This is a genomic window from Oryzibacillus soli, from assembly GCF_051594765.1.
In the GTDB taxonomy this organism is placed as follows: domain Bacteria; phylum Bacillota; class Bacilli; order Paenibacillales; family NBRC-103111; genus Paenibacillus_AR.
On record NZ_JBPPGJ010000006.1, the window covers coordinates 124,486 to 139,045 of the forward strand.

A 14,560-nucleotide genomic window follows, 5' to 3' on the forward strand; every position below is an offset into this window, starting at 1 on the left:
GGAAAAGGAAAGTGCGGCATCGGATGCCGCACTTTTTTGCTGTATGCGTCTTGCTTTTACTTGCTCCAATGCTCCGGGCGGGTGAGAGAGGAGGGGAGCTTGGTAGAGGCGTCGCCCCGGGCGGCGTTCAGCTGGGCCTGGGTCAGGAACAGGCTGTCCGTCAGCCGGGCCCCGCGCAGGTCGGTGTCCCGCAGGTCCGCTCCGATCAGATCGGCCATCCGGAGATCGGCGTCCCGCAGGTCCGCCGCGATCAGATAGGCGCCCCTCAGGTTGGCGAACCGAAGATCCGCCCCCCGCAGCTTGGCTCCGATCAGATCGGCTCCCCGGCCCACATTCTTCCGGGGCTTGGGGGGATTGGCGGCCCGGCGGCGGGCGTCCTGACGGACCAGCTCGCTGGCCTCCAGGAGCAGCTCGCTGACCCGGGCCCGGTGGGCGGGCACGTCCAGCGCCAGCAGCTCGTCGGGGCCGAGGCTCGCGTAACGGTCCGTCTCCTCCAGCGCAGAGCGAAGGCTGCCGTGGAGGGACTGGGCGGGAGTGAAGGTCAGCGCCTCGGCTAAGTAGCGGAGCAGCTCGTGAAGCTGGCGCATGACCGGGAAGACCTCGAACATCTTCTTCGCAGTCTCCGGGGCTTGACGCCAATCCCGGCCGCCGAAGGTAAGCTGCGAGACCCGCTGTCCGGCACCGAAGCAGTCATAAACCGTGCAGCCCCGGAACCCGATATCCCGGAGCTTGGTGTGCACGCCGCAGCGGAAGTCCGGCTGCAGGTTATGGCAGGGGTCCCCGCCACGCTTATCCTTGGCGAAGTCCGACGAGGCTGCGAAGGGCAAAGCCACGCAGCATAAGCCGAAGCAGCGCGTGCAATCCGTGATCAGATCTGCGGGACGAAATCCCTCTTCCGCTTCCCGGTTGTTGGGGTGTTGTTCGTGTGACATGGAATTCTCCTTCATCGTGGACATGAGCCTCGTAAGAAACCCGTTCTATCGCTTCATGGTTCTTAGTATAGCAGAATTCCACTTGTTTGGAGAGATCGTCCAGACTCCTCCGGAGCCATTCCCGCTCCTGTGTTGTTGGTATGATGTTGGCTTACCTGCGCATGTGCCCGGTTAGTCCGTATCGATGATGACCATCTGATGGTTCAGCAGGACCGGCAGGGTATAGGTGATGGCGCCTCCCGCCTGCTTGTAGGGGAGCTCGGTGCCCTGGGGGGCCAGATAGACCCGCTTGGCCTGCGCGGGCAGCCGCAGCGTCACTTCCACATCATGGACCGGCAGCAGATCCTCGATGACCTCCACGCGGCCCTTCTTCACCGGGGATGCGAAGAGAAGATGGTGCACATACCGGTTCTCCGCCTGCTGGAGCTGCAGGGTGGTGATGCCCTGGGCCGGGAGATTCGTCGACACCGTCGGTTCGGGCAGCAGCCGCCGGAGCGCGAACAGTACGGCCTCCTTCAGGATCAAGTGCCCGTGGTCGGCGTACTCCGCGAACAGATTCCAGGCGAGATAGAAGCCGTTGGCGCTTTCGACCATCCCCGGCCCGCCGTCCTTCAGGCTGCTGGGGGTATGCTGGTGGGAGCAGAAGTGGAACACGTCGCGGTTGAAGTAAGGGTCCTCCCGGCGGCCCCATGCCGTTCCTCCGGCTAGAGCGATGCGCTGCCCCTGGGAGTAGATGACCATGGAGGCGGCCTTCAAGGCTCCGGGCTCGAAGCCGGGGTGGAAGTAGTCCGGCTTGAAGGGATTTACCCCTTCATAGCTCACGCCCAGGTCGAGGGCAAAAGCGTCCGCCGCCTCGTTCAAGCCCGAGCGTCCCGTGGCCAATACCTTCCCGCCATGGCGGAGGAAGGCCTCAATCTTACCCTTCAGCTCCGGGTACAGCAGGACGTTGTCCGGCAGCACCAGCACCTTGTACGGGCTGAAGTCCGCCTGCGTATCCAGCACGTCGAACAACACATGGCCCTCCGTCAGGATCCGCACGGCTCCGGCATCCGAGTCCGCGCTGCGGCTGTCGTCTGCGGATACCCGGCCTCCCAGCTGCTCCTGGACGGATTCCATCGACAGAAGCCCCACATCGGCCACGCTCTTGACGTTCCGGCACCAGGCCTCCTTGGCCTCCACCTCGCTGTAGGCTGCGCCGATCAGGCTGTAGGTGGCCGGGTCCATGAGTCCGTTCGGATGGAGCTGGTCGCCTATGGAGCAGCGGGCTCCGTGGGCCAGGGACAGGGCCGCCTCGAACCGGAGAGCGTTCGGATGCTTGAAGCCCCCGAATTCGCCCCAGGAGGTATGGAACTTGCCGGTCATGCCGAGGAATTCCATGCCTAGGGTCTGGGCATAGCGGGCCGAGAGCGGGAAGTGGTCGTAGCCCCATCCGCCGGTCGGGAGAGACTCCAGCTCCAGGTGGCTGTTCATGCGGGCCAGGTCCCGGCGCCCTTTACGGATATGGCCGCTGTTGTGGAAGACGGGCAGGCCCGGCTTCACGCTGTCGATGGTCTCCCGGACGCGGCGGGTATAATTGGCGTAGGTGCGCTCCGCCTGCTCGATGACGGCGGCGGTGTCGCGGGGATCCATGCCGGCCTGGCGCAGCGAGGCCACACAGTACTGGCAATAGCATTTGCGCACGCCGACGATATCGAGGAAGATGCCGTCGGCGTCATACCGCTCGCATACCTCCCGGATTTGGTCCAGCAGGATGTCCAGGTAGGGGGTATTGAAGCAGAATTCGTGGTAGCCCGCGGTCATGAAATCTTTCACCCACCGGGTCGCATCCTGGGGGTCGCGGATAAGCCACTCCGGGTGGCGGCGCGCCAGCTTCTCGTCAAGTCCGGCGGACAGGTAGACCGGCGTCTTGACGCCGATCTCGTGGGCGGCTTCGATCATGGCGCCCAGGAGGTCAAAGGTGAGATTCGGGTGCTGCTCGTTGGCCGTGCTGGGGTGGTACGCCCACCCGTGATGGCACTTGGAGAACACGGTGATGGAGTCGACATGGCCCTCCCGGAGCATGCTCTGGAACTGCTCCTTCGAGTAACGGGCTCCGATATCCGGGATGGCCTCGGAGGTATGAAAGTCCAAATGGACTTGACGGAAACGCATGGCGGAACGCTCCTTTTTTAAGGGGATAATGTTAAAGGGTGGATCCGGTTTCCCTGTTAGGATAATGCTTTATCGCCGGCGGGCATAGTGCTAATATAGACTTGTCATAGCACAAAATCGACTATATGAAGGGTGGCTAATGCCATCAACGAGGAGATGTCCGCCATGATCTGCATCCAGCTACGGATTCCGCCCCTGCCCCAGCTTCTGACGGTGGGGCATAGCGTATGGCAGCCGGGCAACCAGCATTTCAAGCGGACCTTCGGGGTCTACGATCTGATCCTGGTGAAACGGGGTGCCCTGTACATGACGGAGGAGGGGGAGCCTCATGCCGTCGGCCCGGGCGAGCTGCTGCTGCTGGAGCCGGGTCTGGCTCATTGGGGCCATGAGCCCTGCCGGGAGGATACGGAGCTGTATTGGCTGCATTTTGTCCATGGGGAGGCGGGGGAACGGATCGAGGACGACCGGATCCCTTGGTCCGCGCTCATCGAGAAGGGCCGGGACCAGGACCAGACGCCCTCCGCGCTGCAGCATCTGTATCTGCCGAAGCGGGGCAAGGCGGATCTGCAGGCGCTGGGGCCGGTTCTGCACGAGATGAACGAGCTCCATAACCGGTTGAACGCAGGCAGCGCCATCCGGCTCCACCGGCTGTTCGCGGAGCTGCTCACCCTCCTGCAGGAGGGGATCGCGGGCTTGGCGCCGGCATCCCAGTCGGAGCGCATCAGCGCCTTGGCGGCGGACTATCTGGGCAGCCGCTGGAGGGAGCCCTTCGACTCCAAGGGCATGCAGGAAGAGCTGCATTTCCACATCGATTATGTGGCGCGGTGCATGAAGAAGCACCTGGGGATGACGCCTCTGCAATATGTGCTGCATCTGCGGCTGGAGGAGGCGCGGAAGCTGCTGACCCACACGGTGCTCACGATCCCCGAGATCGCGGAGCAGGTGGGCATCCCGGAGACCAACTACTTCGTCCGCCTCTTCAGCAAAAAGCTGGGGATGCCCCCTGGCGCCTACCGGAAGATGCGCCGTCCGGAAGGGTAAGCGGCCGGGCGCGGTGAAAATGTGCACTTACTTAATTTGAGTTGCAGCTAAAATATTAGTACAATAAAGGGACAAAACGAAGGGAGAGATTAGAATGGCCGAAACGGCACCCCAGATGGAAATCGGAATCAGCACGTTTTTGGAGGCGACACCGGACCCGAATACCGGGGCGGCGGTGGACCACGCCGAGCGGCTGCGCCATGCGGTGGAGGAGATGGTTCTGGCGGACCAGGTCGGCTTGGACGTCTACGGGATCGGGGAGCATCACCGGGCCGACTATGCGGGCTCCGCTCCGGCCGTCGTTTTGGCCGCTGCGGCTGCCATGACCAAGCGGATCCGCCTGACCAGCGCCGTCACCGTCTTGTCCTCCGACGATCCGGTGCGCGTATTCCAGGACTTCGCCACCCTTGACGGACTATCAGGCGGGCGTGCCGAGATCATGGCAGGACGAGGCTCGTTCATCGAGTCCTTCCCGTTGTTCGGATACAGTCTGGACGATTATGACGAGCTGTTCGAGGAAAAGCTGGAGCTGCTCTTGGCTCTTCGCGCCGACGAGAAAGTGACCTGGCCCGGCGGTCACCGGCCGGCCATCCGCAATCTGGGCGTCTACCCCCGCCCGGTGCAGAACCCGCTGCCCGTCTGGATCGCCAGCGGCGGCAATCCCGAATCCGTGATCCGGGCGGGAACCATGGGGCTGCCGATCGCTCTGGCCATCATCGGGGGCATGCCGGAGAACTTCGCGCCGCTGGTCAAGCTCTACCGGACGGCAGCCGAGAAAGCCGGACACGACCCGGCCAAGATGCAGATCGCGACTCACTCCCACGGCTTCGTGGGGGAGACGACCGACGCGGCTGCCGATCTGTTCTTCCCGCCGACCCAAGCCCAGATGAACGTCATCGGCAGAGAGCGGGGGTGGGGCCCCTACACAAGGGCCACATATGACACAGCCCGCAGCCTGAGGGGCGCTCTATATGTGGGGGACCCGGAATACGTGGCGGAGAAGATCCTGCTTCTCCGCAAAAACCTGGGTATCACCCGGTTTTTCCTGCATGTCAACGTGGGCACCATGCCCCATCGGGATGTCCTGCGGGCCATCGAACTTCTGGGCACCCGTGTAGCTCCCATCGTTCGCAAGGAGCTGGAGCGGACCGGAGGGTGATGGATGATTGGGGCAGTCTTGTGCGCCTTAGGGGGCATAGGACACTGCCCCACTCCGAGTGCGGATATCGAAAAGTTGTGCAACAGCGCCCCACGCCCGCCATAGCCCTGGAAGCCGGACGTTCGCAATTTGGCTATCGTCATGCAGATGCAGTTGCTATATAATGGTGAGGTTGCCCGGTTGCTTCCAATGGGAACCGGCTGGTTTTCAGACTGTGCTTACTCGTGTAAGTCCGATAACGTTACAGAGCGGAGTGGATGACCCATGAATTTCATCGAACGCAAGTTTGTGGAGCTGCATAACCATGAGCCGGAGCTGACCACGCCTTCCGACATGGACGCCTTCTGGGAGGAGGTGCTGCACGAGACCCGTACGAAGCCCTTGAACGCCGTTCGTACCCCGGAAGAAACCCCCATGCTGGGTACGGAGACGTACCGGGTGGTGTACGAAGGTATCGACGGCACTCCGGTACATGGCTACTATTCGGTACCGACGGTGTTCGGCAAGGAGAACTATCCTTGCATCGTGTTTTTCCATGGGTATACGGGCAGCAAGGGCCTGCCGGAGCACTTCGCGACCTACCTGATGTCCGGCTATGCCGTGTTCTCCATCGACATTCGGGGACAAGCCGGCGATACGGGGGACCTGTCACCGCTGCAGGACGGCACCACCAAAGGGTGGGTGACCAAGGGGATCACCGATCCGCGGACCTGCTACTACAAGTCCATCGTCACCGATGCGCTGCGCGCCGTGGATTGGGCCGCCGGCCAGCCCGAGGTGGACCCGAAGCGGGTCGGAGTATCCGGAGGCAGCCAAGGCGGCGGCCTGTCGCTTGCCGTAAGCGCGCTTGGCGACCGTCATGCCTTCGCCATAGCAGACATTCCCAACATGTGCTACATGGACTGGAGCATCTTCAATACCACCGGCTCCATTACCGAAGCGGCTCAGTATATCACCAAATATTCGGAGCGGCTCGATACGGTGCTGAAGACGCTGAGCTACTTCGACAACATGAATCTGGCCCATCGCATCCGCATTCCGGTGCTGGTCAGCGTGGGCTTCAAGGACAGCGTCTGTCCGCCGGAGGCTGTGTTCGCGGCCTACAACCGGATCACGTCGCCCAAGCAGATCGAGATGTATCCCTTCAATGGACACACTCCGGGTGACAAGCATATCCGCAAGGTGCTGGAGTTCATCCGAAGCCAAGTCCAATAAGTCCAGCGCCATCGTCTTGCATCCTGTCTCCGATCCGGGGACCGGGGGCTTATTTGTTTCCGGGACAATTGGGGAAGACTACCGAAAGCTTGATCAATCCGGGACGAAGGGAGGGACAAGAAAATGGAAGACATCCGGAATAGCGGCGAAGGGGCGGAGGCCGAGAACGAAGCCGGCTTGACGGAGGACCTGACCGGGGAGCCGGACGAGGGGGATGCCGAGGAGGAGGACGTGGTCCACATCGAATGGGCCGGTTTTATTTAAGCCTGACGACGACGCATAGCAGCCGGCAAAAAAAGCCGTTCCTCATCCGCATATCCCATGCGGAGGGAACGGCTTTTTGTCGGCGGCGATCCTTCGGCCGCCGATACCCGTCAGACGGACGGGTACACGTAGGTTTGGATGGCGTGGGCGGGAATAACGCTGTCGGCCAACGCCTCTTGGCTGCGCAGGGCGAAACGGATGGCCTCGTCCGTCCGGTTCAAGACGACGACGGCCACGCTGCCGTCGGTGTTCTTGAAGGCCGTCACCTCCAGGCGGTCGGTGTACTTGGTGCTGGCGACCCGCTTGGCGCCGGGCCGGATGAATTTGCTGAAGTGGCCGATGTAATAGTAGGAGCTCTCGTAGATCACCTGGCCGGTAACCGTATCCGCGATGATCGGGGCGTCGCAGTAATTGCCCACATGGTTCGGGCCGCCCTTCTCGTCGAGCACCAGGTTCCAGTCCGTCCAGCCGGACATGGAATGGTTCAGGTTGCCCATGATGTCGTGGCCGTACCGTTCCCCGGTCTTCCAGCTGCCCAGCTGCACGCCGCCCTCCTGGCAACCTTCGGTGAAGATCAGCTTCTTGTCCGGATACTTGGCCTGGACGGCGGACAGCGCCTCGAAGTGATCCCCGGAGTACCAGTGGAAGCCGATGCCCCAGATGTACTTGGACGCATCCTTGTCGTCGAAGGCCACCTTGGCGCGGTCATAGACCCGCTCCTTGTTGTGGTCCCAGATCATGACCTTCACGTCCGACATTCCAGCCTTCTCCAGAGCCGGTCCCAGGTGCTCCCGGACGAAATCCTTCTCCTCCTCCGCCGTATACACGCACGAATCCCAGCGCTGAACGGCCTTGGCCTCGTTCTGGACGGTCAGTCCCCAGATGCCGACGCCTTCCTGCGCGTAGGCTTGGATGTACTTGACGTAGTACTCCGCCCAGGTCTGGCGGTATTCCGGCTTCAAGCTGCCGCCGTGGTTCATCTCTCCGTTGGTCTTCATCCAGGCCGGAGGGCTCCAAGGGGAGGCAAAAAGCTTCATCCGGCCTCCGGCAATCTCGGAAGCTTGGCGGATCATGGGGATCAAGGCCTTCTTATCCCTCGTGATATCGAACCCGGACAACGTGGGGTCCTCCTCCTCGACGTAGGCATAGTTGCCCAGCGAGAAATCGCAGCTGTTGATGTGGGTCCTGCAGAAGGTATAGCCGATTCCCTCCTCCGGATCGAAGTAAGCCTTCAGAATCTCCTGCTGCCGGTCTCTGCTCATCTTGGCCAGCGTGACCGCCGCGGCCTCCGTGAAGGCTCCGCCAAAGCCTTCGATCTCTTGATATTCCACGTCTTCATATACGTTGATGAGCGAGCTCTCCTGCTCCCAGCTGCTCGGGTCCGACACGAAGGCCACGGGGGCCTTCTCCGTCAGCCGGTCTCCATTATCCCGCGCCGTCTGATACACGCGGATCTTCCGTTGTGTCATCTCGTATCCACTCCCTGCCGTTGATACTTGTATTATAGGAGCGCCCCTGCTAAAGTAGTAGCGACAAAGTGGCTAGCGATATGCACGATCTGGCTGGAACTTGGGAGCGGACAACGGAGGCGGGGATGGGAATGGAGCGCGGCGTGCAGGTGCATTTGTGCAATTATTCCAACCATACGAGCGAATATTACCAATCCTTCGAGGGCGGAACGGAGATGTACATCTTCCGGCTTCAGTCGGAAGGCGTATGCACGATCTCCGTGGAAGATGAGAGCCGGGAGGTGGGGCCGGGGGATCTGACGCTCCTTCCGCCCGGCACGAGCTATACCCTGAAGACGGGAGTCCGCACGGTGGACGGAGTGGAGCTTCAGGGTGCCAGCGGAGACTACTATGTGTTCTGCGAGGGTCCGTGGGTGGATGCCTGGTGGGGACGGCGAGAGCGGCCCATGACCTCCTGGATCATCGGCGATGGAAGGCTTCTGGGCATCTGGAACCAGCTGATCCTGGAGAAGCGGGGACTGAACGGGGACAACCCGGAGCTGGCCGAGGTGCTGCTGCAGGCGCTGTGCCTGATGATAGACCGGGCTCTGGAGGAAATGAAGCCGTCGGCGGAGCGGAAAACCTCCTACCTGGCCGTACGCATGAAGCATTTCATCGAAGAGAGGGCTTTAACACCCCTGAAGCTGGAGGAGGTGGCCCGCCACGCGGACCTGAGCATCTCCCGGACGGTGCATCTGTTCAAGGAGCATTACGGCCTGTCCGTGATGCAATACGTGACGAAGATCCGCCTCGCCATGGCGGAGGAGCTGCTGCGGGTCAGCCCCATGACTCTGGAGCAGGTGGCGGCAGCCTCGGGCTTCGGCACGTATCCGTACTTCCACCGGGTGTTCCGGGCCCGCCATGGCCTCTCTCCAGGCGCCTACCGCCGTAATCCCTACAACTATACCCGTGAGGGTAGCCCTAACCCCCCGGTGTCCGGACAAGACAAGACCGCTCAATCGCTCAGGAGCAGCAGAGCCGAATAGACGGCGGCACCGGCGACGAACGCGGTAATATTGCTCTTCTCCTGATGGGGAAGCTCCTCCTTCATGACGTTCACCAGGATGGCCCCGGACAGGAACGCGAAGAGAAGGGCAAAGGCGGATTCCGGTATGGGCAGCCACTTGCCGATGGCCCACCCGCACACGACCGCGGCGGAGAGAAACCATCGGCCGACCCGGTCGTACTTCCGGCGGTGGTGGTTGTAGAGGGCATGATCCACCACGAGGAAGTGCAGGCCCATGGCGAAGGCGTACAGGAGCAGATTCCAGACCGTATTGGTCTGGATCCGGTTGACGAGCAGATAACCGATGATACCGTTGTACAGGGTGAAAGAGAGCGTATGCAGCCAGAATTCCTTCCCGCTGCTCTCCGTCCGATCGGGGTTTCGCGAAGCGGCGGTTGCGATCCGTTCTACGGCGAAGTAGAGGATGAAGCCGGCCATGGCCGTCACGTAGGCGTAATGCTCCAGGGCTTGAAGCCACGCCACACGGGCCTTCTCCTCCAGCACGGTCTGATGCTCCCCGAGCTCCGGAAGCAGGTGCACGAAGACGTAGGCCACCGCCAGCCCGCCGGAGCCGGAGAGCATCCACCCTTGATGCATCAGCTTGCCAAGCGCCTTGATCTTAGGGCCCAGATGGGTCAGAGCGATGGCCAGCGCAAGGGCCAATGAGATCCACATCATTCCGCGTATCCCTCCCGAACGGAATCCGATCCCCTAACTGTTTCCATCCTTAAAGCCTCTTATACATCAAGGGCAGAGAAGAGGTTTACAGAGGGAATAACACGTGTTACCATACATTCAGAGGTGCATATGACCATGGCCAAAAAACGCGCGACCAGCTTTGACGTCGCCAAGCGTGCAGGAGTATCCCGCAGCCTGGTGTCGGCGGTCATCAACAATACCCCGGGCATCGGGGTCAGCGAGGAGACCCGGGAAGCCGTCCTTGCCGCCATCCGAGAGCTGAATTACCACGTGGACGCCCAGGCCCGGGCCATGAAAACCGGGGTAAGCCGGTGTCTGGCCGCTTACGGGAGCACCCGGCATCCGCTGTTCGCCCAGCTGCTGGAGGGCATGCAGGCGGAATGCGAGGCCGCCGGCTACCAGATTCTGATCAGCGCTCCTACGGCGGGCGAGGAGGGGAGGAGGAAGCTGCTCTCCCTCTACCACGAGCGGAGAATCGACGGCATCATCACCTTCGACGACACCAGCTTCGCGGATGAGGAATGGGCCGCGGAAGCGGGGCGGGCGGACGTGCCGTACGTCTCCGTCGAGGGCTATGCCGAGTCCGAGTCGGTGGATTCGGTTCTGACGGATTACTATGGAAGCGTGCGGATGGCGCTCGATTATATCCGGCGAACCGCCGGCACGGACACGGAAGCCCCGCTCTACGTGGAGATGTACGCCGGGACCAGCCTCGGCAACTGGGCCGAGCGCAAGCGGCGGGAAGCATACGCGGATTGGTGCCGGGAGCAGGGGCTGGAGCCGCGGACGGTGCAGCTGGCCGCACGGGATGATCCGCTTATGGCGGATTTCCTGAAGGAGCTGGGAGAAGGGGGCGCTTACCCGGTGCTGCTCTTCAACTGGTCGGATTGCGTGCCGTCCTTCTACAGAGCCGCTTGGGCCGCTCAGCTGCGGATCGGGCGGGAACTCCGGGTGATGGCTGCCGACAACACGATCCGGGGAAACCGACTGATCGTGCCCTCCTTAAGCTGCGTGGAGATTCCTTACGCACAGATGGGGGCGGAGGCGGTACGCCGGGTGCTGGCCCGCATCGCTGGCGGCGAAGGCTCTGTCCGCGTGCCGGAGAAGGCATGGCTGGATGCGGTGCTGCTGCCGGGCGACAGCCTGTAGCTGCACGATCCCGTTGGGCCCGCGCTGGCGGGCCTAACGAAGAGGCGCTTTCCCCTCCGCTTAAGAAGCGGCATGGGGAGCGTGCTTTTTTCGCGAATATAACACGTGTTATTAATCATGCATACATATTGAGGAGGCTGTTGCGATGTTCTGGACCGAGGAGAAGCTGGAGCAGCGGGTAAGGGAGCTGGGCGATTACCGCTATAGGGAGGTTACGGCGCTTAAGGAGTGGGAGCTCAGGCAGGATGAGAGCGGAGAGAACGGCATGGCGCCGCCGGAAGGGCCGTACGAGGGTATCCTGCAAGCGGGGGAGCGCTGGAAGGGCCGCGACCTGTACGTATGGCTGAAGAAGCGGGTGACCGTTCCCGCGGAATGGAAGGGGGCCCGGATTCTCGGCGTATTCGACTTCGGGATGACCTACGGCGGTACCAACGGGGGCTTCGAATCCTTGCTGTATCTGGATGGTGCGCCTTATCAGGGCGTGGACGCGAACCACAAGGAGGTGTTCCTGCCCGAGGATGCAGCAGGGCGGGAGTTGGAATTCATCTTCCGCATGTGGTCCGGCCTGCATCCGAGCGGACGGGTCCAGGAGATGGAGCATCAGTTCAAGCGGGCGGATCTGGCGGTGCTGGACGAGGCTGCGGACAACTTGTACTATACGGGCCGGGCGGCTCTGGATACGGTCAAGGTGCTGGCGGAGGGTCAGCCCGAGAAGCAGCAGCTCCTGTCGGAGCTGAACCAAGCCTTCAACCTGCTGGACTGGTCCCGGCCGGGCAGCGCGGCTTTTTATTCCTCCGTACGGGAGGCGGACGCTTGGCTGACCGCGCGGATGGCGGACTGGGAGAAGAAGACCCCGGTTACGGTCCGCTGCATCGGACATACCCATATCGACGTAGCCTGGCTCTGGCGGCTGACCCATACCCGGGAGAAGGCGGCCCGCTCGTTCTCCACGGTGCTCCGGCTTATGGAGCAATACCCGGACTATGTGTTCCTGCAGTCTCAACCCCAGCTCTATGAATATATCAAAAACGATTATCCGGAAATCTACAGCCGGATCCGGGAGCGGGTGCGGGAGGGCCGCTGGGAGGCGGGCGGCGCCATGTGGCTGGAGGCCGACTGCAACCTGACCAGCGGAGAATCGCTGGTCCGGCAGATCCTGTATGGCACGGGATTTTTCCGGGAGGAGTTCGGCGCGGAGTGCCGGTACCTGTGGCTGCCGGACGTCTTCGGCTACAGCTGGGCGCTTCCCCAGATCCTGAAGAAGTCCGGCATCGACACCTTCATGACGACCAAGATCAGCTGGAACCAATACAACCGGATGCCTCATGACACCTTCGTCTGGCGGGGCATCGACGGCAGCGAGGTGCTGACCCACTTCATCACCACCCCCGAGCGGACCGACGCCAACGTATGGTGGTATACCTACAACGGGCTGGTGGAGCCCTTCGCCGTGAAGGGAATCTGGGAGCAGTACCGCGACAAGAGCGTGAACCGGGAGCTCCTCCTGTCCTACGGCTACGGAGACGGGGGCGGAGGGGTGAACCGGGACATGCTGGAGCTGCGTCGCAGGCTGGACGCCATGCCGGGGCTGCCGAACGTGAAGACGGGCCGGGTCGACGAGTATTTCGAGCGGCTGCAGACGACGTTCCGCGAGACCGGCGAATACGTCCATACCTGGGACGGGGAGCTGTATCTCGAGTACCATCGGGGCACCTATACGAGCCAGGCCTACAACAAGCGGATGAACCGGAAGCTGGAGCTGCTCTACCGGGAGGCGGAGTGGCTGCAGTCTATGGCGGCCGTACGGAAGGGAACGCTGGATGGGTATCCGGCGGACCGGCTGAAGGAAGGGTGGAAGATCATCCTTCGCAACCAGTTCCACGATATCATCCCGGGCTCCTCGATCCATCAGGTATACGAGGACTCCCGGCTGGAGTATGCGGAGGCGGAGGCGCTGGGACGGTCGGCTCTGGAGGAGGCAGCCGCAGAGCTGGCGCCGGACCGTTCGGAGTCCGGTGCGGAAGGATCCGTGGCGTACACCGTGTTCAACAGCGCAGCCTTCGACCGGACGGAGCCGGTTCATATCCCGGCGGGCGCCCCCGGGGAAGCCGGCTATTGGGCCCGGTCCGACGGAACGCCTCTTCAAGCGGACCGGCTTGCGGACGGCTGGCTGGTTCGGGTGGAGGAGGTGCCGGCCATGGGCAGCGAGGTGATCCGGTTCCGGCCGGGCATTCCGGCAGAGGAAGGAGTCGGAGCTGCCGGTGCGGCTTCTGCTGCGGAGCCCCATTCGGGTACGGGGTATGGTGCCGGCAGCGGCCAGGAGGAACCGTTTGTGTGGACGGCATCGGGCGTCATCACTCCCCATTACGTGCTGGAGTGGAATGAATCCGGGCAGCTGACCCGGATCTACGACCGGGCAGCGGAGAAGGAAGTGCTGGCTCCGGGGCTGCGGGGGAATGTGCTTCAGGTATTCGAGGATAAGCCCAAGATGTACAATGCCTGGGACATCGATTTGTTCTACCTGGAGAAGATGCGGGAGGTGACGGAGCTGGTGTCCGTGGAGCGGGAGCAGGCCGGACGGCTGCAGGCATCCGTGGTGTTCCGGTGGCGGTACATGGATTCCACCATCCGGCAGAGGCTCAAGGTATATTCCGGCAGCCGTCGGATCGACTTCGAGACGGAGGCCGATTGGCACGAGCAGCAGCAGCTTCTGAAGGCCTCCTTCCCTGTGGCGGTCCGCTCAACGGAGGCCACGTACGACATCCAGTTCGGCAACGTGAAGCGTCCGACCCACTGGAACACGAGCTGGGATTACGCCCGGTTCGAGACGGTGGGCCACCAGTGGGCGGATCTGTCCGAACGGGGATACGGCGTAAGCCTGCTGAATGACTGCAAGTACGGCTACGACATCAAGGACAACGTTCTGCGCCTGTCCCTGATCAAGTCGGCCATCGAGCCGGACCCGCAGGCGGACCAGGGACACCATGCCTTTACGTACGCCCTGCTTCCCCACACCGGGGACTGGGTGGAGGGCGGAACCGCCCGGGAGGCCTGGTCGCTTAATGCTCCCTTGTCCGTCTGCCGGGGAGAGGCCGCTGTCGACGGGGGCTCCTTCCTCCGCATGGATGCAGACCATATCGCCATTGATGCGGTCAAACGGGCGGAGGACGGCTCCGGGCTCATCGTCCGGATGCATGAATTCACCGGCCGGAGCGGCCCGGTTACGCTCAGCGCCATGGACGGGATCGTCTCCTGGCAGGAATGCGACCTGATGGAGCGGCCCTTGGGCGTTGCGCAGGAAGGCTCCAAGATCCGGATCACAGTCCTGCCGTATGAGATCCGAACCTTCCTGCTGAGGTTGCGAAACTAATATTCATATTGTGCTATTAGGGTGAAAATAATCTGATGGAATCCCCAATAATGGTGCTGTATAGTG

At 62.3% G+C, this 14,560-nt stretch carries 11 protein-coding genes; 7 read left to right on the top strand and 4 right to left on the bottom strand.

Annotated elements, in window-relative coordinates; all coding sequences use genetic code 11:
- Positions 1 to 56 precede the first annotated feature (56 nt).
- Positions 57 to 932, bottom strand: coding sequence for a pentapeptide repeat-containing protein (locus tag ACSEXW_RS09985; protein WP_438445986.1), 876 nt, complete (start codon positions 930 to 932; stop codon positions 57 to 59).
- A 171-nt stretch (positions 933 to 1,103) separates the two neighbouring features.
- Positions 1,104 to 3,083: a beta-galactosidase trimerization domain-containing protein gene (locus ACSEXW_RS09990; protein ID WP_438445987.1), complete on the bottom strand. Its 1,980-nt coding sequence runs from the start codon at positions 3,081 to 3,083 to the stop codon at positions 1,104 to 1,106.
- Positions 3,084 to 3,248: 165 nt separating this feature from the next.
- On the opposite strand from ACSEXW_RS09990, the gene ACSEXW_RS09995 reads away from it, so the two are divergent.
- From ACSEXW_RS09995 to ACSEXW_RS10010, 4 genes are all read left to right on the top strand, one after another.
- A complete protein-coding gene (locus tag ACSEXW_RS09995) occupies positions 3,249 to 4,124 on the top strand; it encodes a helix-turn-helix transcriptional regulator (protein WP_438445988.1) in 876 nt (291 codons plus the stop codon).
- A gap of 115 nt (positions 4,125 to 4,239) precedes the next feature.
- The gene (locus tag ACSEXW_RS10000) at positions 4,240 to 5,283 is read left to right on the top strand and encodes an LLM class flavin-dependent oxidoreductase (protein WP_438446128.1); all 1,044 of its coding nucleotides are present in this window, start codon (positions 4,240 to 4,242) and stop codon (positions 5,281 to 5,283) included.
- A 264-nt stretch (positions 5,284 to 5,547) separates the two neighbouring features.
- Positions 5,548 to 6,498, top strand: coding sequence for an acetylxylan esterase (locus ACSEXW_RS10005; protein ID WP_438445989.1), 951 nt, complete (start codon positions 5,548 to 5,550; stop codon positions 6,496 to 6,498).
- A 123-nt stretch (positions 6,499 to 6,621) separates the two neighbouring features.
- A complete protein-coding gene (locus tag ACSEXW_RS10010) occupies positions 6,622 to 6,762 on the top strand; it encodes a hypothetical protein (protein WP_438445990.1) in 141 nt (46 codons plus the stop codon).
- Between the two features lie 110 nt (positions 6,763 to 6,872).
- Here the strand turns inward: ACSEXW_RS10010 and ACSEXW_RS10015 are convergent, their stop codons facing one another.
- The gene (locus tag ACSEXW_RS10015; protein ID WP_438445991.1) at positions 6,873 to 8,231 is read right to left on the bottom strand and encodes a glycoside hydrolase family 30 protein; all 1,359 of its coding nucleotides are present in this window, start codon (positions 8,229 to 8,231) and stop codon (positions 6,873 to 6,875) included.
- Positions 8,232 to 8,311: 80 nt separating this feature from the next.
- Between ACSEXW_RS10015 and ACSEXW_RS10020 the strand changes: the two genes are divergently transcribed.
- Positions 8,312 to 9,256: a helix-turn-helix domain-containing protein gene (locus tag ACSEXW_RS10020; protein WP_438445992.1), complete on the top strand. Its 945-nt coding sequence runs from the start codon at positions 8,312 to 8,314 to the stop codon at positions 9,254 to 9,256.
- Here ACSEXW_RS10020 and ACSEXW_RS10025 read toward each other — a convergent pair.
- Positions 9,226 to 9,954 carry a hypothetical protein gene (locus ACSEXW_RS10025; protein ID WP_438445993.1) on the bottom strand — a complete coding sequence of 243 codons (729 nt, stop codon included), beginning with the start codon at positions 9,952 to 9,954 and terminating at the stop codon, positions 9,226 to 9,228. The genes ACSEXW_RS10020 and ACSEXW_RS10025 overlap by 31 nt on opposite strands.
- A gap of 135 nt (positions 9,955 to 10,089) precedes the next feature.
- Between ACSEXW_RS10025 and ACSEXW_RS10030 the strand changes: the two genes are divergently transcribed.
- Complete coding sequence (locus ACSEXW_RS10030) at positions 10,090 to 11,124, top strand: LacI family DNA-binding transcriptional regulator (RefSeq protein ID WP_438445994.1); 1,035 nt, start codon at positions 10,090 to 10,092, stop codon at positions 11,122 to 11,124.
- 145 nt (positions 11,125 to 11,269) lie between these two features.
- The gene (locus tag ACSEXW_RS10035; RefSeq protein WP_438445995.1) at positions 11,270 to 14,494 is read left to right on the top strand and encodes an alpha-mannosidase; all 3,225 of its coding nucleotides are present in this window, start codon (positions 11,270 to 11,272) and stop codon (positions 14,492 to 14,494) included.
- Positions 14,495 to 14,560 lie beyond the last annotated feature (66 nt).